Annotated in this window: 16 protein-coding genes and 1 pseudogene; 4 read left to right on the top strand and 13 right to left on the bottom strand. The window is 64.8% G+C overall.

Annotation, left to right across the window (positions count from 1 at the left end):
- Window positions 1-77: 77 nt before the first annotated feature.
- From rpoD to rpsU, 3 genes are all read right to left on the bottom strand, one after another.
- Window positions 78-1,916 carry an RNA polymerase sigma factor RpoD gene (gene rpoD / locus ACJJV2_RS01715; RefSeq protein ID WP_043334650.1) on the bottom strand — a complete coding sequence of 613 codons (1,839 nt, stop codon included), beginning with the start codon at window positions 1,914-1,916 and terminating at the stop codon, window positions 78-80.
- Between the two features lie 326 nt (window positions 1,917-2,242).
- Window positions 2,243-4,339, bottom strand: a complete 2,097-nt coding sequence (dnaG, locus tag ACJJV2_RS01710) for a DNA primase (protein ID WP_405277872.1) — start codon at window positions 4,337-4,339, stop codon at window positions 2,243-2,245.
- Window positions 4,340-4,567: 228 nt separating this feature from the next.
- Complete coding sequence (gene rpsU / locus ACJJV2_RS01705) at window positions 4,568-4,783, bottom strand: 30S ribosomal protein S21 (protein ID WP_024951433.1); 216 nt, start codon at window positions 4,781-4,783, stop codon at window positions 4,568-4,570.
- Between the two features lie 425 nt (window positions 4,784-5,208).
- Between rpsU and tsaD the strand changes: the two genes are divergently transcribed.
- Window positions 5,209-6,249 (top strand): tRNA (adenosine(37)-N6)-threonylcarbamoyltransferase complex transferase subunit TsaD, encoded by a 1,041-nt coding sequence (gene tsaD, locus ACJJV2_RS01700; protein ID WP_054557225.1) that lies wholly within the window; start codon window positions 5,209-5,211, stop codon window positions 6,247-6,249.
- 198 nt (window positions 6,250-6,447) lie between these two features.
- Here tsaD and folK read toward each other — a convergent pair whose 3' ends face one another.
- Both folK and folB read right to left on the bottom strand, forming a co-directional pair.
- Window positions 6,448-6,987 carry a 2-amino-4-hydroxy-6-hydroxymethyldihydropteridine diphosphokinase gene (gene folK / locus ACJJV2_RS01695; protein WP_054557226.1) on the bottom strand — a complete coding sequence of 180 codons (540 nt, stop codon included), beginning with the start codon at window positions 6,985-6,987 and terminating at the stop codon, window positions 6,448-6,450.
- Window positions 6,984-7,361: a dihydroneopterin aldolase gene (folB, locus tag ACJJV2_RS01690; RefSeq protein ID WP_107335961.1), complete on the bottom strand. Its 378-nt coding sequence runs from the start codon at window positions 7,359-7,361 to the stop codon at window positions 6,984-6,986. The genes folK and folB overlap by 4 nt, the downstream gene beginning before the upstream one ends.
- Before the next feature lie 161 nt (window positions 7,362-7,522).
- On the opposite strand from folB, the gene ACJJV2_RS01685 reads away from it, so the two are divergent.
- Window positions 7,523-8,143 (top strand): glycerol-3-phosphate acyltransferase, encoded by a 621-nt coding sequence (locus tag ACJJV2_RS01685; RefSeq protein ID WP_405277868.1) that lies wholly within the window; start codon window positions 7,523-7,525, stop codon window positions 8,141-8,143.
- A gap of 184 nt (window positions 8,144-8,327) precedes the next feature.
- Here ACJJV2_RS01685 and ACJJV2_RS01680 read toward each other — a convergent pair whose 3' ends face one another.
- The 8 genes and pseudogenes from ACJJV2_RS01680 to ACJJV2_RS01645 form a co-directional block, all read right to left on the bottom strand.
- The gene (locus ACJJV2_RS01680) at window positions 8,328-9,572 is read right to left on the bottom strand and encodes a polynucleotide adenylyltransferase (protein ID WP_405277866.1); all 1,245 of its coding nucleotides are present in this window, start codon (window positions 9,570-9,572) and stop codon (window positions 8,328-8,330) included.
- Window positions 9,573-9,663: 91 nt separating this feature from the next.
- Window positions 9,664-9,990 carry a thiosulfate sulfurtransferase GlpE gene (gene glpE, locus ACJJV2_RS01675; RefSeq protein ID WP_405277864.1) on the bottom strand — a complete coding sequence of 109 codons (327 nt, stop codon included), beginning with the start codon at window positions 9,988-9,990 and terminating at the stop codon, window positions 9,664-9,666.
- A gap of 78 nt (window positions 9,991-10,068) precedes the next feature.
- Entirely contained in the window at window positions 10,069-10,908 is an 840-nt protein-coding gene (locus ACJJV2_RS01670) for a symmetrical bis(5'-nucleosyl)-tetraphosphatase (RefSeq protein WP_054557229.1), read from the bottom strand.
- A 71-nt stretch (window positions 10,909-10,979) separates the two neighbouring features.
- A complete protein-coding gene (apaG, locus tag ACJJV2_RS01665) occupies window positions 10,980-11,360 on the bottom strand; it encodes a Co2+/Mg2+ efflux protein ApaG (protein WP_043334633.1) in 381 nt (126 codons plus the stop codon).
- 185 nt (window positions 11,361-11,545) lie between these two features.
- A pseudogene (gene rsmA / locus ACJJV2_RS01660) lies at window positions 11,546-12,334 on the bottom strand (16S rRNA (adenine(1518)-N(6)/adenine(1519)-N(6))-dimethyltransferase RsmA); the annotation flags it as partial.
- Between the two features lie 194 nt (window positions 12,335-12,528).
- Window positions 12,529-13,545 (bottom strand): 4-hydroxythreonine-4-phosphate dehydrogenase PdxA, encoded by a 1,017-nt coding sequence (pdxA, locus tag ACJJV2_RS01655; RefSeq protein WP_405277861.1) that lies wholly within the window; start codon window positions 13,543-13,545, stop codon window positions 12,529-12,531.
- A 27-nt stretch (window positions 13,546-13,572) separates the two neighbouring features.
- Window positions 13,573-14,856: a peptidylprolyl isomerase gene (locus ACJJV2_RS01650; RefSeq protein WP_043334629.1), complete on the bottom strand. Its 1,284-nt coding sequence runs from the start codon at window positions 14,854-14,856 to the stop codon at window positions 13,573-13,575.
- An 85-nt stretch (window positions 14,857-14,941) separates the two neighbouring features.
- The gene (locus tag ACJJV2_RS01645; RefSeq protein WP_405277902.1) at window positions 14,942-17,326 is read right to left on the bottom strand and encodes an LPS-assembly protein LptD; all 2,385 of its coding nucleotides are present in this window, start codon (window positions 17,324-17,326) and stop codon (window positions 14,942-14,944) included.
- A 381-nt stretch (window positions 17,327-17,707) separates the two neighbouring features.
- Between ACJJV2_RS01645 and ACJJV2_RS01640 the strand changes: the two genes are divergently transcribed.
- Both ACJJV2_RS01640 and ACJJV2_RS01635 read left to right on the top strand, forming a co-directional pair.
- Window positions 17,708-18,958 (top strand): aminoglycoside phosphotransferase family protein, encoded by a 1,251-nt coding sequence (locus ACJJV2_RS01640; protein WP_405277859.1) that lies wholly within the window; start codon window positions 17,708-17,710, stop codon window positions 18,956-18,958.
- Window positions 18,958-19,818, top strand: a complete 861-nt coding sequence (locus ACJJV2_RS01635) for an NDP-sugar synthase (protein ID WP_405277857.1) — start codon at window positions 18,958-18,960, stop codon at window positions 19,816-19,818. Before ACJJV2_RS01640 ends, ACJJV2_RS01635 begins: the two co-directional genes overlap by 1 nt.
- The last annotated feature ends 122 nt before the right edge of the window (window positions 19,819-19,940 follow it).

Below are 19,940 nucleotides of genomic sequence, written 5' to 3'. Positions count from 1 at the left end.
GCCTCCCATTCGCATGGGGGCGGGCGTTGTCTTGTCAGCGGGGCCAGCAGTTTAGGTGTGGCCCCGAGCGCTTCAGATCACTCTTCCATGAAGGAACGCAGTGACTCGGAGCGTGACGGGTGACGCAGCTTGCGCAGCGCTTTCGCTTCGATCTGACGGATACGCTCACGGGTGACATCGAACTGCTTGCCGACTTCCTCGAGGGTATGGTCGGTGTTCATGTCGATACCGAAGCGCATGCGCAGCACCTTGGCTTCACGTGCGGTCAGGCCGGACAGGATGCCGCGGGTCGCTTCGATCAGACCTTCGCCGGTGGCGGAGTCGATCGGCGAGACCATGGTGCCGTCCTCGATGAAGTCACCCAGGTGCGAATCATCATCGTCACCGATCGGCGTCTCCATGGAGATGGGCTCCTTGGCGATCTTGAGCACGCGACGCACCTTGTCTTCCGGCATCTCGAGACGTTCGCCCAGCTCTTCCGGCGTCGGCTCGCGACCCATTTCCTGCAGCATCTGACGCGAGACACGGTTCAGCTTGTTGATGGTCTCGATCATGTGCACCGGAATACGGATGGTGCGCGCCTGGTCCGCGATGGAGCGAGTGATCGCCTGACGGATCCACCAGGTGGCGTAGGTCGAGAACTTGTAACCACGACGGTACTCGAACTTGTCCACGGCCTTCATCAGACCGATGTTGCCTTCCTGGATGAGATCCAGGAACTGCAGACCACGGTTGGTGTACTTCTTGGCGATGGAGATGACCAGACGCAGGTTGGCCTCGACCATTTCCTTCTTGGCACGACGCGCCTTGGCTTCACCGATCGACAGGCGACGGTTCACTTCCTTCAGCTCGCTGACCGGCAGCTGGACCATGTCCTGCTCGAAGGCGATCTTGCGCTGGGCACGCAGCACGTCGGCACGGAACGGCTCGAGCTTGTCGGCGTACTTCTTGCTGCCACCGATGAAGCTGTCGAACCAGTCCATGTCGGACTCGTGGCCCGGGAAGGCCTTGATGAAGCTCTTGCGAGGCACCTTGCCGCGCTTGACGAAGATCTGCAGGATGACCTTTTCCTGCTCGCGCACCTGCTCGACGGACACGCGAACCTGGCCGACCAGACGCTCGAAGTGCTTGGGCACCAGCTTGATCGGCGAGAACAGCTCGGCAAGACGGTCCTGTTCGGCTTTCGCCTCGGCAGAGCCGGAACCGTACTTCTCGATGGCGGCCTTGGTCGCCTCGTTCTGCTCACGGATCTGCTCGAAGCGGACGCGGGCCAGCTCGGGGTCCGGGCCACCTTCAGAGGCGGAATCGTCGTCTTCGTCTTCGTCGCCTTCGGACTCTTCGCCCTCGGGAATCTCTTCGACTTCCTCGACTTCGACTTCGGCGACACCCGGTACGCCTTCGTCAGGGTCGATGAAACCGGAGAAGAGATCGGACAGACGTCCGCCGTCTTCGCCCAGAGTGCCGTCGTAGGCTTCCAGGATGGAGTCGACTGCCCCCGGCAAGAATGCCAGCGACGACATCACCTCACGCGTGCCCTCCTCGATCCGCTTGGCGATCTTGATTTCGCCTTCGCGGGTCAGGAGTTCCACGGTGCCCATCTCACGCATGTACATGCGGACGGGGTCGGTGGTGCGTCCCACATCGCTTTCCACCGCGGCGAGGGCGGCAACGGCCTCTTCGGCGGCAGACTCGTCAGTGGAGGAATCAGACATCATCAAGGTATCGGCATCGGGCGCTTCTTCCGCGACCTTGATGCCCATATCGTTGATCATGCTGATGATGTCTTCCACCTGTTCGGGATCAGCGATATCCTCGGGCAGGTGATCGTTGACCTCGGCATAGGTCAGGTAACCCTGTTCCTTGCCGCGCGCGATCAACTCCTTGAGACGCGACTGCTGCTGCGCATTACCAGCCATAGAACCCCTATCTCGACGAAGAAGAATGAAGCACCTGGACGCGACGCGGCTCAGCGAGTGAGCATGGCGCCGGTATAGGGACGAAGAGAGCATCAAGCGCACCAGTATAGCGTGCCATCAGGAGATGCTGCCAGCGGCGTATTTGCCGGACCATCCAGGTGTGTTAGCGTTATCGGTTACGTTGCGGCAGTCCGCATCGGGAGCTACCTCCTTAAATAGTGGGCATGAGTGCGTCTTTCAAGGCCATGGGGCGTATTTTCCTGCGCCATCGCCTCAGCTCTCACGGCATTTCCACCATTGTCGGCCTTCCTGGCACCGAGACTGCGTCAGCGCCGTGTTGCCAGCTCCATCAGCAGGGCCATCAGCCGCTGCTTCTCTTCTGCCGACAACTTCTCGCCACGCTTTTCCTTGGCCAGCAAGGCCTGATATTCCGCTTCCGGCGTGGTGCGCGCCTGCTGATGCTGGCAATGCTCCACCAGCCCCTTCAGCTCTTCGCTGCGCACGTCACGCGGAATCAGCAATTCGCGGGCTGCCAGCTGCTCAAGTCTCGGCCCCTGTGCGGTACCGAGGAAGTGCGCCAACAACACCTGTGGCGAACGATACTGCCCCGCCTTCAAGAGACGCACCACATCGTTCAACAGCTGCGCATCCTCGCTGTCGGCCGGCTCGCCCGCTCCTTCGATCCACTCATTGGAGTCAGGTAGCTCGGCGACCAGCTGCGGCTCGTGCACCAGAAGATGCAACAGGCGCGTCAGCATGCTGACCGAGGTGCGCTTCTGAGACCTGGCCGGCGTCGCGCGCGCGGCTTGAGCGCCCTGCGCCGCTGGCATCTCGCCATGCGACTGCCAGTCATCCGGCTGCCAGCCATCGGGCTCGCTGTCGCCGAAGCCGGCATCTGCCATCGCCTCCAGCGACGACCACTCGTCCTGCGCGTCACTCAGCGTCGCGCCGTCCTGAGGACTGGCAGCGGACGCTGAGCGCGGTGCCGAGTGTGTCGCGCCGGGCTGACGTTGTTGCGGTTGCGAACGCTGCTGTTGCTGAGGGTGCTGACGTAGCTGCTGGTGCTGACGCAGCCGTGCCTGCTGGGCTTCACGCGCCGCGGCGCGCTCCACCAGCATGGCATCCAGCCGCTCACGCTCCAGGCCACTGCGCCGCTCAAGCTCCTTGAGCAGCAGCGAGCGCAGCACCCCTTCGGGCACGCGCGAGATCCACTCCAGCGCCTGGGTCACGAACCGCTCGAGCTGCTCCATGCGCTTGAGGTCACGCCCTTCCGAGGCCTGCTCGAACAGGAACTCGGAGAGCCCGGAGGCGCAGGTGACACGCTTCTCGAATGCCTCCTGACCCTCGCTACGCACCAGGGAATCCGGGTCCTCGCCTTCCGGCAGGAACAGGAAGCGCGCCTGACGCCCATCGATCATGACCTCAAGCACGGTCTCCAGCGCGCGGCGCGCCGCCTGCCGACCGGCCTTGTCGCCGTCGAAGCAGAACACCACCTCATCGACCAGGCGATAGAGGCGCTTGAGGTGCTCCTCACTGGTCGCGGTGCCCAGGGTCGCGCAGGCATTGCGAATGCCATACTGCGCCAGTGCCACCACGTCCATGTAGCCTTCGACGATCAGCATGCGTTCCAGCTTGCGATTCGCCTCACGGGCTTCAAACAGACCGTAGAGCTCGCGCCCCTTGTGGAAGACGGGAGTCTCGGGAGAATTCAGGTATTTGGGCTTGGCATCGCCCATCACGCGACCGCCGAAGGCGATGGTACGGCCTTTCCAGTCACGGATCGGGAACATCACACGATCGCGGAAGCGGTCATAGCGGCGACCGCTTTCCTCGTGATGGATCAGCAGGCCGTATTCGATCTGCACATCCTCGCTGACACCCAGCTTGCTCAGGTGATGCTTGAGGTGCTCCCAGCCTTCCGGTGCGAAGCCGATGCCGAAATCACGCATGACCTCACGCGACAGACCACGGCCTTCCAGATACTCACGTGCCGGCTGCGCGGCCGGTTCCGTCAGGCGCTGACGATAGAAGTCCGCGGCCGCCTCGAGCAGATTGACGCCCTCTTCGCGGGCCTGCTCGCGACGCTGGCGCTCACGGCGCTCGTGCGGACTCTGGTTGCCGCCTTCGCGCGGCACTTCAAGCGCCAGCCGCGAGGCCAGCTGCTCCACGGCCTCGGGGAACGGCAAGCGATCGAATTCCATCAGGAACTTGAGGGCACTGCCGCTCGCCCCGCACCCGAAGCAGTGATAGAACTGCTTGTCCGGGATGACGTTGAACGAGGGAGAGTTTTCCTGATGGAACGGGCAGAGGCCGACATAGCTCTTGCCGGCCTTCTTCAGCTGGACGCGCTCACCCACCACCTCGACCACGTCGGTGCGGGCCAGCAGATCGTCAATGAAGCCTTGGGGGATGAGACCAGCCATGATTCGCCAGAAGTCGTGGAAAAACGGACTGACCGCAAGATAGTGTCGGCTCAGCAAAGTGAGCGGCTACCTTCGGGTCAGGCCATTCCTCGAGTTAGCGACATGCGCCAGGCAACGGCACACGGCTCGAGAACAAACGGACCACTAGAGACAAAAACAAGCGGCCACCGTGAGGCAGCCGCTTGGTGTCCTTCCAGAGAGCAGAATATCACTCCCCAAAAGTACGGATCAGTAGAGACGCTCGAAACGCTTGCGCTCACGCTGAACCTTCTTGGCGTGGCGCTTTACAGCGGCCGCCTGCTGACGCTTGCGAACAGCTGTCGGCTTCTCGTAGTGCTCACGACGACGCACTTCGGAAAGAACACCGGCTTTTTCGCAGGAGCGCTTGAAACGGCGCAGGGCGACGTCGAACGGCTCGTTGTCACGTACTTTAACTGAAGGCATTAAACACTCACCTACCTTGAGATCATGAGTTCGGTTTGAACGCACATCCGGTGCAGCCACTCCTCAGGAGCCACCAGCCAGCGACGGTAAACCGCCACCTGCAGGTCGATCCAGCATCAATCAGTCGCCTGCGACACCACCGGTGAGGGTAGCCGTCGCTGGCTGGAATCATGATTCGGGGAGCTTTTGCGGGGTGGTCGGATGCACGACCCAGTCTTGCAGAGTGCCATATTCTAGACACCCGCCCCCGGCTTTGCAAACGCGGAAACCGGAAATCCTCTCTGCCTCAACGCCAGCTGGCGCGACACCCGTGCTCACAGCCAGTAGAATGTCGCGCATTCACGGCACACACGCCTCTCGGGCTCGCTCAGGCAGCCTCGCTGGCCGTGCCGCCCTCTACTTCTGATATTTCCTGAGAGTCAGCCATGCGTGTGCTCGGCATCGAGACTTCCTGCGACGAGACCGGCGTCGCCATCTACGACACGGACCAGGGCCTGCTTGCAGATGCCCTCTACAGCCAGATCGCCATGCACGCCGAATTCGGCGGCGTGGTGCCGGAACTGGCGTCGCGTGATCACACTCGCAAGCTGCTGCCGCTGATCCAGCAGGTGATGGACGAAGCGCAGCTGAAGGCCGCTGACATCGATGCCATCACCTATACCGCAGGCCCGGGCCTGGTCGGCGCGCTGATGGTCGGCGCGTCCACCGCCCATGGCCTCGCCAAGGCATGGGGAGTGCCGGTGCTCGGCGTCCACCACATGGAAGGCCACCTGCTGGCACCGATGCTGGAAGACGATGCACCGGAATTCCCCTTCGTGGCGCTGCTGGTCTCCGGCGGACACACCCAGCTGGTCGCGGTGCGCGGACTGGGCGAATACGAGCTGCTCGGCGAGTCCGTGGATGACGCCGCCGGCGAAGCCTTCGACAAGGCCGCCAAGATGCTGGAACTGCCCTACCCCGGTGGCCCGCAGGTCGCGAAGCTGGCCGAACAGGGCGACCCCAAACGCTATCGCTTCCCGCGCCCGATGACGGACCGCCCGGGCCTCGACTTCAGCTTCTCCGGCCTCAAGACCCACACCATGGTCACGCTCAAGAAGGCCAAGGCCGCGGATGACCTGGATGAGCAGCACTGCGCCGATATCGCACGCGCCTTCGAGGAAGCCGTGGTCGACACCCTGGTCATCAAGTGTCGTCGCGCACTGGACCAGACCGGTCTCAAGCGCCTGGTCGTCGCCGGTGGCGTGAGTGCCAACACCCGCCTGCGTGAGCGCCTGAGCCATGAGCTGACCAAGCGCAACGCTCGCGCCTACTACCCGCGTGGCCGCTTCTGCACCGACAACGGCGCGATGATCGCCTACGTGGGCGCGCAGCGCCTGAATGCCGGCGAGCAGGACACCGGCCCGATGAAGGCCGTGCCGCGCTGGCCGCTGGACAGCCTGGCGGCCCCGAGCACGGCGCAAGACTGAGGCTCAGTCCTGCCAGACGCCAGCGCCCTGCCAGACGACAGTACCCTACCAGACGACAGTACCCTACCAGACAACAACGCCCTGCCGATGAGAATCGGCAGGGCGTTGTCATTGAGGGGCCGGTCACACTCACCGCCGGACACTGACACCAGCAATATGGCGCCTGATAGCGTCAGGCTGGGGCATCAGAGAGCAGCGTCAGACCGTGGCATCAGCGCGAGAGATCATGCGGCAGCGCCAGCTGAAGTCCACCGGCCATAGCGGCTGCTGTTCGGCGCGCCCGGCGGCCACGAACGCCTTCCAAAGCGAAGCGTAATCCTCGCCGGTGACGGGGTGGCGCTCTTCGCCGAACGACTCGGCCAGCGGCAGCAGCACGAAGGCATTGCGATCGACCTCATCGCGCGGCAGCATCACGCCATCGATCTCTCCTGTCAGGGTACCGACGGTCAGCAGGTCCAGATCCAGGGTGCGCGGGCTGAACTTGGCGCTGTTCTTGAGGCGACCGTTGGCCAGCTCGAGCTGCTTGCACCAGGCCTGCAATTCGCCGACGCTCCAGTCGCTCTCGAAACCTGCGACCAGGTTGAGGAAGTTGCGCCCGTCGACGAAGCCCACCGGCTCGCTCTCGTAGACAGAGGACAACGTCAGGTTGCCGAAGGTCGCCTCCAGCGCATCCAGGCAGACCCGCACATGATGCTCGCGCTCGATATTGCTACCGATGGAGATCAGTACCAGACTCATGCCGGCGCATCCGAGGTGGTCTCGAGGCTGCCGCGCACGATGCGCACGCCAACGGCGGCGGCTTCCGGCACGGCGCCCGGCTTGCGCACCGTCATGGTCAGCCAGGGAATGCCGAACTCTTCACGCAGCAGCGCTGCCAGGCGCTCGGCGAAGGTTTCCACCAGCTCGAAGTGGCTCTCTTCGGCGAAGGTCTGGATGCGCGCGCTGATGGCGGCGTAGTCCAGGGTGTGCGTCAGGTCATCGTCGGCAGCTGCGGCACGAATATCCGTGGCCATTTCCAGATCCATCACCAGACGCTGGCGAATGGTACGCTCCCAGTCATAGACACCAATCACGGTTTCCACGGCCAGAGCCTCGATTAGCACACGATCCACGGCGTTACCTCTATGCTTGTCGAATGAACGAATAAAAACGACGCCCAAGGCCCCGCCATCATGCGACTGATTCTACTGCACCCGGCCCCTGCTTGGCCAAGCTGCCTGCCCCTCTCTCCCTGCCTGTGTGCGACACCTCGGGCACGCAGCGAGTCGACATCATGCTGACGGGCCTGATCGAGTGGGCCGCGCAACTGGCCGCCTGGCAACAGTTGAGCCTGCTGATGGCCGTGGCCTATGCCAGCGGTTCGGTGCTGGGCGCGGTGTGGATCTGTCAGCGACTGGGGCTGGCCGACCCACGCCTGGCGGGGTCCTTCAATCCGGGCTTCTCCAATGTGCTGCGATTGCATGGCGCGCTGCCCGCCGCCCTGGTGCTGGTCTTCGATGCCGCCAAGGGCATGCCGGCACTCTGGCTGGGGCTGGCGCTCTCGCTGCCGCCCTGGGCACTGGGAATGATCGGGCTGGCCGTGCTGATCGGCCACAGCCTGCCGCTGTGGCACCGCGGCCACCGCGGCGGCAAGGCCGTGGCCGCCGCCTTTGGCGTGCTGCTGATGCTGGCGCCGGGCGTCGCCTTGAGCTGCGCCGCGCTGTGGGTCGGGCTGGCCTGGCGACTGCGTACGGCGGCCATCGCCTCGCTGGTGGCCGGACTGGCGGCACCCCTGTTCAGCCTGTGGCTGGCGCCGCAGATGAGCGGCGTGATTCTGGTCTTCGCCAGTCTGATCGTGATTCGTCATGCGCTGAATCTGCGCCGCCTGAGCGATGGCAGCGAGCCGCGCCTGTAAGCATGCTCTGCTCGCACGCTGCGCTCCGCTCATGAAAAACACGCTCTGCCCATAAACAGCACGCTCGCCCTCACAAAACCCTTCCTGATGCCACGACGCAAAAGCCCCGGCGCTGGGCCAGGGCTTTCGGGGTCATATACTCGGATCATTTGCTCAGAGCAGGTGCTCAGCAGCGGGCAGGTGATCAGTGACTGTGTCCGCAGCCGCAATGAGGCGCGTGCACTTCCGGCATGGCCTGCCATTCGCTCAGCGCCTGCTCGATGGCCTGCTGGCGCTGTTCACTGAGCGCACGCCCGATCTCCGCCCCTTTCAGGCCCTGCTCGACCAGAGACTGCGGCGACACCGCCGTCGCGGCTTGCCAGACGGCATTGCCCAGCCGTGCCAACCCCTTGTCCTCGACGGCCAGCAGAGCCACCAGCACCGACTGGCGCTCGCCACGCCGCCAGGCATCGACACCATCCAGCCAGGCCTTGAGATCGGCTGCGCTCACGCCACCTTCCCGCCGCGAGGCCTCGTTCAATTCCCGGCACAGACGTGCCTGCTGGGCGGCGTCACGCGCGGCGCTGGGCAGGCGCAAGTCCTGCGCCAGGGCATCGATCTCGTCGCGTGACAGGTGCTCCACCAGGCGCGCCATGCGCCAGCAGACCATCTCCGCCTCATCGACCAGCTGACGCGGCAGGCGGTCCAGACGCGCTAGCGCCGCTGTGAGCTGTTCGGCATCGCGGGTCAGCGGCGGCATCAGCACCGCCAGCGCTCCCAGCTCATCGAGCAGCTGGAAGTAGGCCTCGGGACTGGCCTCGCCCAGCGCCTTCTCGGTCTCCTTCCAGACCCGCTCGGCCACCAGATGCGAGACCTCGCCGCTCTCGACCATGGCGACCATCATCTGCCGTGTCTCCTCCGCGACCGTGAAGCCGAGCCTCTGATAGCGCGCCAGAAAGCGTGCCACGCGCAATACGCGCAGCGGGTCTTCGCTGAAGGCGCTCGAGACGTGACGCAACACGCGCGCCTCGAGATCCGCCAAGCCACCGTAAGGGTCGATCACTTCGCCCTGACCCGGCGTGCTGTCGAGCGGTTCGGCCATGGCATTGATGGTCAGATCGCGACGAATGAGGTCCTCTTCCAGCGTCACATCGGGGCTGGCATGCACGCTGAAGCCGACATACCCGTGGCCGGACTTGCGCTCGGTACGCGCCAGCGCGTACTCCTCCTGGGTCTGCGGATGCAGGAAGACCGGGAAGTCCCGTCCGACCGGCCGGAAGCCACGCGCCTGCATGTCTTCCACCGTCGCGCCCACCACCACGAAGTCACACTCGTGCCACGGCCAACCCAGGCGCGCATCACGCACCGCGCCGCCCACGCGATAGACCTCAAGCCCGCTCAACAGGCGGTCACGCGAATCGGTCAGTGAAGAAGGCGTCGTCTGAGTCATGCGAATGTCCTTGCCCTGCGGCACGAGATACAAAGCTGAATGAGGAAAGCGAGGAAGTAAGGCCAGTGATGGCAGTCACGTGCAGGCGGCGTCAGCTACCGCTCTCGACGTCATCGCCATGCGTCAGTTGGTACTGGGTAAAGCCACCATCGAGGGAATAGACCTTCTCGAAGCCCTGCCCCGCCAGCCAGGCGGCGGCCTGCTGACTGGAATGGCCGTGATAGCAGACCACCACCAGCGGCTTGTCGCGCGGGGTGTCTTCCAGGATGGCACCGGCACTGGCGTTGTCCAGATGACGGCTACCCGGGATACGCCCCTGCGTGAAGCTGAGCGGATCGCGGATATCGAGTACCACGAGCGACGGGTCGCGTTGGCGCCAGTCACTGAGGGTTGTGAGATCAAGATGTTCGAAACTCATGCGGACTCCGCTTGTTGAGTAAGGGAAAGGCATTCGCCAGCGTCGGCAGACCTGCTGTCACTGGCGACGGGAGGGCGCTCAGCGCGAGGTCAGCGCCGGCTCGAAGACGCGCTCTTCCGTCTCGAGATTGAGCGCCGTCAGGCCACCGCCCCACACGCAGCCGGTGTCCAGCGCCTCGACATCCTGACGCGCCGCCGGCGCCTCGCCTTCCAGAGCAGCCCAGTGACCGAACAGCAGGCGCGGCGAATCATCCCAGGCCCCTTCGGGACGCGGGTACTGAAACCAGGGACGGCTCCCCTCCGGCGCGCTGTCCAGCCCTTCCTTGGCCGCGAAATCCAGTCGGCCATCACTGTGCAGAAAGCGCATGCGCGTGAAGACATTGACGATGCAGCGCAGGCGCGGCGTGCCTTCGAGATCCTCCTGCCAGCGGTCCGGCGTATTGCCGTACATCTCGCCGAGAAAGCCTCGATAGTCGTCGCCCGCCAGCACGGCGTGCGCTTCGCGGGCATAACCGGCCGCCTGGTCCAGCGTCCAGCTCGGCAACACGCCGGCATGGCTCATCACCGTGCGGCGATTGCCGACCAGCGCATCCACCATCAGCGGCTGACGACGCAGCCAGTCCAGCAGCTCCTCACGGTCCGGCGCCTCGAGAATCGGCGTCAGCGTATCGGAGCGCTTGTGGCGGCTGAAGCCTTCGGCCACCGCCAGCAGGTGGAGGTCATGGTTGCCCAGCACCACCCGCGCATCATCGCCCAGCGACTTGACCAGACGCAGGCACTCCAGCGAGCCCGGCCCGCGATTGACCAGGTCTCCCGCCAGCCACAGCACATCGCGCCCCGGCGTGAAATCGAGGCGCTGCAACAGAAGTTCGAACTCTTGATGGCAGCCCTGCAAATCGCCAATCGCCCACTGCGTCATGCCCACTCCCTGACCGCCGTGGCGGCCTGACTTGCTGTCTTGAATACGAAACGCTGCGTCACGCGGCCACCCTAGTGAACCTGATGCGGACCGGCGAGACGGAACGGTGCGATGGCGACCTCGAAGGTGCGCGCATGGGTCGCGTCACAGAAGGTATAGGCCCCCTGCATCACGCCGACCGGCATGTCGAGCACGGCGCGCGAGGTATAGCGAAAGCTCTCGCCGGGCGCGATCAGCGGCTGCTTGCCGACCACGCCCTTGCCACGCACTTCCTGCTCATCGCCGCTGCCCTGGGTGATCTTCCAGTAGCGCGCCAGCAGCTGCACGGTCTCATCCGTCCCGTTGTGCACGGTAATGGTGTAGCGGAACACGTGTCGGTTCTCGCTCGGACGACTCTCGTCGGCGCAGTACTCGGGTACGGCGTCGATACGGATGTCCGCCACGCTACTCATGCGTCGTGGTCGCTGGCGTTGCGGGCGTCGCCCTTGGCATCGCTCTCGGCATCGAGGCGCTCGCCACTGTCACTATTCCCATCACTACCACTGGCACTGTCGGCTGCCGGCGCACCGTGGCCGACATTGCTGCGCGGACGCTTCTTCGGTGCCTTGTCGGCCTTGTCCACCGTCATGCCCTGCTCACTGAGGTGGTTGCTGATCATCACCAGCTCAGCGACGGTCAGCGTCTGCGGACGACGCGAGGGATCGATGCCCAGCGCGGTCAGCTGGTCGGCATCGATGCGGCCCTTGAAGTTGTTGCGCAGCGTCTTGCGGCGCTGGGAGAAGGCTTCGCGCACGATGACGGCGAGCAGCTTCTCGTCCTTGGCCGGATGCGGCAGTTCACGGTGCGGCACCAGACGCACGATGGCGGAATCCACCTTCGGCGCTGGGAAGAAGGCGCTCGGCGGCACCAGGAACAGATTTTCCACTGCGCAGTAATACTGGGTCATCACCGACAGGCGGCCCCAGTCGGTGCCACCCGGCTCGGCGGCCAGACGCTCGACGACTTCCTTCTGCAGCATGAAGTGCATGTCGGAGATCGCGCCGCGTGCTTCCAGCAGGTGGAAGATCAGCGGAGTGGAGATGTTGTACGGCAGATTGCCGACCACGCGCAGTGCCGGGCCGTCACCGACCAGCTCCGGGAAGTCGAAGCGCAGGGCATCGCCTTCGTGGATCACGAAGTCCGGGTAGTTGAAGAACTGCACGCGCAGACCCGGGATGAGGTCACGGTCCAGCTCGATGACTTCCAGCTTGCCTGCCGCTTCCAGCAGCGGGCCGGTCAAGGCACCCTGCCCCGGACCGATCTCGACCAGGCGCTCGCCTTCCGCGGGACGAATGGCATTCACGATGCGAGAGATGACGCCAAGGTCCTGCAGAAAGTTCTGACCGAAACGCTTGCGAGCGCGATGCGCGGGGAAATGTTGGGACATGGGACTGACCTTCCTCCTGGGAATCCGTCGGGATTCCCGACAACAAGACGCCGCCATGGCCTGCAGGGACACAGGCAGACCGGGGCGGCGAGACCATCCTCGATGGTCGAATGACTGGGGTAGCGAGACGCCACGCTGTGGCGCACGCCTGACGTGCCGCCATGCGGTCACGCCCGAGTGATGCGGGGATTATCTCAGGCTCGCGCGGCGGCTGCCATCTCGATGGCGACACGCACGGCCTGCAACAGGCTGCCGACGTCGGCACGTCCGCTGCCGGCAAGATCCAACGCCGTGCCGTGATCCACGGAGGTACGCACGATCGGCAGGCCCAGCGTGATGTTGGCGGCTTCACCGAAGCCGGCATACTTGAGCACCGGCAGGCCCTGGTCGTGGTACATCGCCAGTACCGCATCCACGCCCTCCAGATGCCGCGGCGTGAACAGGGTGTCGGCCGGCAGCGGGCCATCCAGCTGCATGCCGGTCGCGCGCAGGGCGTCGAGCGTCGGGGAGATCACCTCGATCTCCTCATGCCCCAGGTGCCCGCCCTCGCCGGCATGCGGATTGAGCCCGCACACCGCGATGCGCGGTGCGGCGCAGCCGAAGTAGCGCGTCAGGTCCTTGGCGAGGATCTTCATCACCCGCGTCAGGCCCTCGGGCGTGATGGCATCGGCCACCTCGCGCAGCGGCAGGTGCGTGGTGGCCAGCGCCACCCGCAGCCCGGGGCACGCCAGCATCATGACCACTTCCTCGACCCCGCAGACATCGCGCAGGTATTCGGTGTGGCCGGTGAAGCCTGCATGCCCGGCCTCGATCACGGCGGCCTTGGACAGCGGTGCCGTCACCATCGCACTGGCATGACCCGCCTGGCAGGCGGCGATGGCGACATCCAGCATCCCCAGCACATGATCGCCGTTGCGCGCATCGATCACGCCCGGCTCGCTGGGCACTGCCAGCGGCACCGGCCATACGGCCAGCTCACCATTGCGGGCCGGCGGCAGCGGGTCACCCGGCGCCAGCTCATGCACCACCAGCGGCAGACCCAGCAGGCGGGCACGACTGACCAGCAAGGCGGGGTCTGCCACGGCGACCAGCTGCGCGGGGAACGCTTCCGCCTGACCGGCGAGCATGACCAGCAGTTCCGGGCCGATGCCCGCCGGCTCACCGGCGGTCAGGGCGATGATGTCGGGCGCAGTCTCTTCGCGACGATTCATGACGGTGTCTCGCTGCTCCACTCGGACTTACTGCTCATCGAGACGGTTGTCGACGTAGGCCTCGGCACGCACCTGCTGCTGCCAGGCTTCGAGCTCATCATTGAGCTTGCGCTGAAACAGGGTCTTGCGCACCTTGTCACGCTGGCTGGAGTTGGTCACATCCTGCTGGCGACGCTCCTCGACTTCGATGATGTGATAGCCGAAGCGGCTCTTGACCGGCTGGCTGATCTCGCCCACGTCCAGGCCATTCATGGCCGTCTCGAAGGAGGAGACCGTCTGGCCCGGGCTAACCCAACCCAGCTCGCCACCCTTGAGGGAGCTGCCCTTGTCATCGCTGAATTCCTGAGCCAGCGCGGCGAAGTCCTCGCCTCCCAGCAGACGGCGGCGAATGGACTCGGCACGCTCAAGCGCCTGCTGATCGCTGAGGTTCGGGTTGGGCTGGATCAGGATGTGGCGTGCGCGCGTCTGGGAAATCAACGCCTTGCCCGCGCCACGCTTCTCGATCAGCTTGACGAGGTGATAGCCACTGGCACTGCGCAGCGGCTCGGAGACCTGACCGGCCTGCATGTTCGGGATGACATCGGCGAACACCGTCGGCAGCTCACCGCCGGAACGCCAGCCGAGATCGCCGCCGCTCAGCGCCTGACTGCCGGCGGATTCGGCGGCAGCCAGCTGGGCGAAATCGGTGCCCTGCTCGATCTGCTGGCGCAGGCTGTCGGCCTTGGCGCGCGCGGCCTTGACCTGGTCCGGCGTCGGCTCCTGGGGCAGTGCCACCAGCAGGTGCGCCAGATGGTACTGGACGTCGCTGCCGACATTCTGCTGGTTGAGATAGCGATCGATCTCACGATCGGAGATCCGCACCCGGCTGGCGACGCTGCGCTGCTGGATCTGCTGCACCAGCAGCTCACGGCGCACCTGATCGCGCACCTGGGCCAGTGACATGCCGTCCTGCTCGAGCTTGTCCGCGAAGGCTTCCAGGCTCATGCCGTTGTCCTTGGCGATGCCGCGCAGGGTGGCGTTGAGCTGGGTATCGTCGATGCTGAGGTTGGCCTGTTCCGCCAGCTGCAGCTGAATCTGCTCGTTGACCATACGATCAAGAACCTGACGCTCCAGCACGTCGCGCGGCGGCAGGTTGATGCCACGGCTCTGCAACTGCTGACTCGCCTGGGTGACGCGCTGCTCCATGTCGCTTTGCATGATGGCGTCCTTGTTGACCACGGCAACCACGCGGTCGAGCAACTCGGCGGCACCGGCCGGCAGACTCGCCAGCACAAATGCCAGCCCCAGCGGGGCAATCAGGGTCTTGCGCATCACATGTTCTCTCGGCGTAAAAATGTTGATGGCGCCACCCTGCGGCGGCGCCTTGGCGTCATCGTTCACGGCCTGGCGCGGCGACTCAGAAGCCCGCGTTGCGATAGCCCGGTACGGCCTGTTCCAGGTAGCTGTCAGCACTCTGGCCAACGCCTCCCAAGCCCTTGAATTCAAAGGTCAGGAAGATGCCATTCTTCTCTTCGTCATCCGAGATGGTGTTGGCGGTGTCGTTGTCATCCTGCCATTCACGCCAGGTGACCTGCACGCCGTAGCAGCAATCGTTGTACTGCACGCCCAACACCTTCTCCAGTGAACGGGAATTGGTGCTGTCATACATGTAGCGGCCCAGCAGCGACCAGCTCTCGCTCATCGGCGTCGCGAAGGAGAAATCCCACTCGTTGCGGGTATAGCCCAGCACATCATCCGCGTCCTCATCGTCGTAAGGCACGAAGCCTTCGATCTCACGATTGAAGCCAAAGTTCAGTACCGTGCCTTGTTCCGCGCGATAACGCAGCGAGGTCTGGGCACTTTCGGTCACGCCACGATCGAAATCCTGGAACACGGCCTGGGAGGCAGTCCACTGATCGTTGAGCACCACATCGGCCTGGAAGACCACCGGCGAGCGGTCACGCGTCGCACGATAGTAGTCGGAGTAGCTGTCGAAGTCGGAGCGCGAGGTCTTGTCAGGATCACCGTCCATGTCGATGTTGCGGTCCGACAGGTAGCTCGACTGGCCGACGCCCAGCTTGAGGCGCTCACGGCCGCTTTCATCGCTGATGAAGCGTGACGACACGCCGTAGGAGACCTTGTTGGTATCACCGACGCGGTCACCCCCGCTGAAGCGGTACGGAGACCACAGCTGATTCCAGCTGAAGGCATCTTCCGAGGTGTCGAAGTCGGGCAGATCGGACTGGTCGACCTCCGGCACGTAGGCGTAATAGAGGCGCGGTTCCAGCGTCTGGGTATAGCCGTCACCGAACCATTCGGTCTCGCGATCGAAGATCAGGCCGCTGTCCAGCGACAGTACCGGGATGGTGGCGGACGGACTGGTGCTGCGGTCCGTCTCGCGGTCACCGTAATCCAGGCTGTACGACAGGCTGACCAGCTGGGCGCGCGGCTCGATGAAGCTCCAGCTCTGATCGCTGCGCCAGCCCAGCGCCGGCGCCAGACGCAGGCGCGAACCATTGGCGGCCTGGTCTTCGTCGATGTCGGTATCCGTCTGATCGACATCACGCCAGAAGTAGGTCGCGTTGGAATTCCACTCTTCGTAGAAGCCGTTGGACTGACTCCAGCGACCATCCGCGGTCAGGCTCGGCAGACGGTAGAACGGCTTGTCATCGTTATCCAGCGGGTAGTCCATGCGCTGGTAGCCCTGCGCCTTGAACTGCAGATCCCAGACATCGCCGTGGTAATCGAGCTGTGCCAGACGCTCGAGGCTATCGGTTTCCGTTTCCCCGAAATTGCGCCCGAAGTCGTCGAAATAATTGCCATCGGAGGCGGCGCCGTACTTCAACTGGTAGTCGGTACGGGCGTCATAGCGGCCAGCATGCTGGTAGTTGATGTACCAGCGGTCCTCGCCGATCAAGTCTTCCTCGTCATCGTCGGGGTCGCTGCCGCCATCGTCATCGGCGAGCCAGGCGCCCTCGATGCTGCCTTCATCGCCACGCGGCAATAGATAGCGGAACTCGCCTTCCAGCATCTCGCCACGCTCGGAGATGTAACGCGGCGTAATTGTGGCGTCGTAATTGGGCGCCAGATTCAGGTAGATCGGCTGGGCGTAATCGAAGCCGCTGGAGCTGGTGTAGCTGAACTGCGGCCACAGCAGGCCCGTGTGGCGACGGTCATCGACCGGGAAGCGCACGTAGGGCCAGTAGAAGACCGGCACGCCGCCCATTTCCATGCGCGCATGCTTGGCCGTTCCCCAGCCGGAGTCCTGATCGATGGTGATGTCGCTGCCGACCAGACGCCACAGGCTGTTGCCCGGCTCACAGGAGGTGAAGCTGGCATCCTTCAGGCGGTAGCGACCATCCTCGAGACGCGCCAGCTGCACCGCGTCGCCGCGCACATGCTGCTCGTGAAAGACGTAGTGGCCGTTGTCGACGCTGGCCGCATCGCTGTTGAGCGAAACCCGCGCGTCGTCGCCGCGCAGCAGGACCCCGGGCTGGCGATAGGTGACAGGCCCCTTGGCGGTGGCGGTGTCACGCGCCTCGTTGACGCTGACCTCGGGCGATTCCAGCTGGGAATCGCCGCGGCGCAGCACCACCTCCCCCATCAGGGTGGCGACGCCATCGTTGCCGTAGTTGGCCTTGTCGGCCGAGGTCGTGACCTGCTCCGGCGTGTCGCCCGCTTCGATACGGTAGGCCGGCGTGACATAGCGCCCGGAGCACAGCTTGCCCGGCGGCACCTCATCATAGGGCTGCCAGTCGAGCTGACTGGCTGACAGGGGCTCGGGCGGAGCGGCCTGTGCCATCAGAGGGGCACCGGCGGCCAGTGGCGCCAGGGACCACAACAGACGGAAAACCAGTGGCTTGAGCTGCCAGACCGGGCGGTCATCGCCCAATCGGGCTATCGGTGCCTGCCGGGAATGAGCAGACAGAGAGGGAGTCGCGAAGCGACGCTGACGTCGCCCGGGAGCGGTCGTCGGCTTGCCCGGATGGGATGAATGGCTGCGCTGGGCCATGGCTGCTCTGTGTCCTTGGCTGGGGGAATCGGTATTATACAGGCCCAGCAACCGGCCTTCCTGCTTGCCGGTTCCGCCTGCCTTCTCGTCACCACACGACAGCATGCGGGGCCGCGGCACAGGCGTCAACTGACAGCCGGCCCCGCACACGCCGACAGGAGCCCAAGCCCCATGACATCCGACGCCCGCCGCCAGGCGCTGCACGCCTGGGCCGCCGCCCGCCACGACCTCACGCCAGAGGCCGTGCGCATGAGCGCCGTGGCTGACGACGCCAGCTTCCGCCGCTATTTCCGCCTGCACCTCGAGGAACTCGACCCGGCCATGCCGGCGCGCATCCTGATGGACGCCCCGCCCGAGAAGGAAGACAGCCATGGCTTCGTCGCCATTGCCCGCCAATGGCGCGACGCCGGCCTGCCGCTGCCCGAGGTCTTCGCCTTCGACGAGACACTCGGCTTTCTGGAGCTGGAAGACCTCGGCGATACCCCGCTGATGACCGCCCTGACCAGCACCGAGCACGCCGACCACTACTATGGCGAAGCCATCGGGCTGCTCGAGCAGCTGCATCAGCTGCCGTCCGGCAACCTGCCGGCCTATGACGACGCCCGCCTGTCCGCCGAACTGGAGCTGTTTCCGGAGTGGTGTCTCGGCCAGCTGCTCGACATGCCGCATGACCGCCGCTACGCCGCCTGGAACAAGCTGACTGACCAATTGCTCGCGGCCGCCAGCGCGCAACCGGTGGTGACCGTGCATCGCGACTTCCATGCCCAGAACCTGTTCCTGCATCAGTCGGCATCCCAGCACCAGCCCCGGCTGTGGATCATCGATTTTCAGGACGCCGTCAGCGGCCCCGAGAACTACGACCTGATCTCGCTGCTGCGCGACCGTCACTGGCGCTGGCCGGAACCCGCCATGGCGCGCTGGATCGAGCAGGCGCGTCTGGCCGCCTTGCCACGCTACGCCGCGGCCGGCCTGCCGGCACCGAGCCCGCTGGAATACCGCCAGAGCGTCGAGCGCATGGGCGTGCAGCGCAATCTCAAGATTCTCGGCATCTTCGCGCGCCTGACGCTGCGGGACGCCAAGCCCCGTTACCTGACGCTGATGCCGCGCTTCCTCGGCCACCTGCGCGAAGGTCTGGCCTTCTGCCCGGAACTGATCTCCTTCACCCACTGGCTGGATGAGGTGCTGACGCCGGCGCTGTCGCTGCGCCTGGCCGAGGAATGCGAGGCGCGCGATCTGCGCCTCGCCAATGGCGAGCGCCCCGAGATCAACCTCGATGATTACGATGAGCTGGCGGCACTCGCCGATCGCGCCGCCCGCCTGCAGCGCAATGCGGCCGCCGCTGACACCGCGAAGAGCGCTGCGGCAAGTGGGGAAAGCAAGGAAAACGCAGCAAATGCCGATAACGAGTCAGGGAGCCACTGATGCGCGCGATGATTCTGGCGGCCGGTTTCGGTACGCGCATGCGCCCGCTGACCGACCACACTCCCAAGCCGTTGCTGGAAGTCGCCGGGCTGCCGTTGCTGGAGCACCACCTGCTGCGTCTGGAAGCGATCGATGTGGACAGGGTCGTCATCAATGTCGGCCACCTGGCCGACAGGATTCTGAGCCACTTCGCGGCCACACCCAATGAACAGGGCCAGCTCGAGGCTTGCTGGCAGGGGCGAAAGCGCTGCCTGACGCTGATCTTCTCGCGCGAGGAGACGCCGCTGGAAACCGGCGGCGGCATCGCTCGCGCCCTGTCACTCTCCGATGCGCTGACACAGGACGCAGGCGATGACACGCCCTTCCTGCTGATCAATGGCGATGTCTGGTGTGACGTCGACCTCACGCTGCTGACCATCCAGGCGCTGGCGAGCCATTCACTGGCCCCTCTCGCCGATCAACCCCAGGCGCTGGCGAGTCTGGTGCTGGTGGATAACCCGCCACATCATCCCCGGGGGGACTTCCTGCTCACCCCGACGGGGATAGTGAAGGATGAAGCCGGCGCCACGGGTGACGAGCAGGACGAGAAGAACGAGAAAGATGAGCAGGAAGAGCAGGACGGCACCCGCCTGACCTTCTCCGGCGTGTCGTGGCTGTCACCACGCCTGATCCGCCGCGCCATCGCCGAGACACCGGCCTACCAGGGCCCTGACAGCGTCTTCAAGCTGGCGCCGCTGCTGCGTGACGCCATGCAGCATGGCGAGGTGCGCGGCCTGCATCATCACGGCACCTGGATCGATGTCGGCACCCCACAGCGTCTGGCCGAGCTGGATGAGCTGCTGAGCCACGCCAGGGCCTGACCCAGCGCGATATAAGCTCAGCGCTGGACGTTCCTCCGGGCACGCCGATGACAATGCTACCCTGTGCGCCATCGTGCTCACCGCGCCCTTATTCCTATCGCCCCTGGCCTTTATAGCCACTA

This window comes from Cobetia sp. Ld8, assembly GCF_045066615.1.
GTDB lineage: Bacteria > Pseudomonadota > Gammaproteobacteria > Pseudomonadales > Halomonadaceae > Cobetia > Cobetia amphilecti.
This window is presented reverse-complemented; position numbering and strand designations above follow the sequence as displayed.

Coding starts and splice junctions, on each gene's coding strand:
- ACJJV2_RS01680 (WP_405277866.1), bottom strand. CDS start 9,572: ATGACTCAGACGACGCCTTCTTCACTGACCGATTCGCGTGACCGCCTG.
- ACJJV2_RS01645 (WP_405277902.1), bottom strand. CDS start 17,326: ATGGCACAGGCCGCTCCGCCCGAGCCCCTGTCAGCCAGTCAGCTCGAC.
- pdxA (WP_405277861.1), bottom strand. CDS start 13,545: ATGAATCGTCGCGAAGAGACTGCGCCCGACATCATCGCCCTGACCGCC.
- glpE (WP_405277864.1), bottom strand. CDS start 9,990: ATGAGTTTCGAACATCTTGATCTCACAACCCTCAGTGACTGGCGCCAA.
- apaG (WP_043334633.1), bottom strand. CDS start 11,360: ATGAGTAGCGTGGCGGACATCCGTATCGACGCCGTACCCGAGTACTGC.
- ACJJV2_RS01650 (WP_043334629.1), bottom strand. CDS start 14,856: ATGCGCAAGACCCTGATTGCCCCGCTGGGGCTGGCATTTGTGCTGGCG.
- ACJJV2_RS01635 (WP_405277857.1), top strand. CDS start 18,958: ATGCGCGCGATGATTCTGGCGGCCGGTTTCGGTACGCGCATGCGCCCG.
- dnaG (WP_405277872.1), bottom strand. CDS start 4,339: ATGGCTGGTCTCATCCCCCAAGGCTTCATTGACGATCTGCTGGCCCGC.
- tsaD (WP_054557225.1), top strand. CDS start 5,209: ATGCGTGTGCTCGGCATCGAGACTTCCTGCGACGAGACCGGCGTCGCC.
- ACJJV2_RS01685 (WP_405277868.1), top strand. CDS start 7,523: ATGCTGACGGGCCTGATCGAGTGGGCCGCGCAACTGGCCGCCTGGCAA.
- rpoD (WP_043334650.1), bottom strand. CDS start 1,916: ATGGCTGGTAATGCGCAGCAGCAGTCGCGTCTCAAGGAGTTGATCGCG.
- rpsU (WP_024951433.1), bottom strand. CDS start 4,783: ATGCCTTCAGTTAAAGTACGTGACAACGAGCCGTTCGACGTCGCCCTG.
- ACJJV2_RS01670 (WP_054557229.1), bottom strand. CDS start 10,908: ATGACGCAGTGGGCGATTGGCGATTTGCAGGGCTGCCATCAAGAGTTC.
- ACJJV2_RS01640 (WP_405277859.1), top strand. CDS start 17,708: ATGACATCCGACGCCCGCCGCCAGGCGCTGCACGCCTGGGCCGCCGCC.
- folK (WP_054557226.1), bottom strand. CDS start 6,987: ATGAGTCTGGTACTGATCTCCATCGGTAGCAATATCGAGCGCGAGCAT.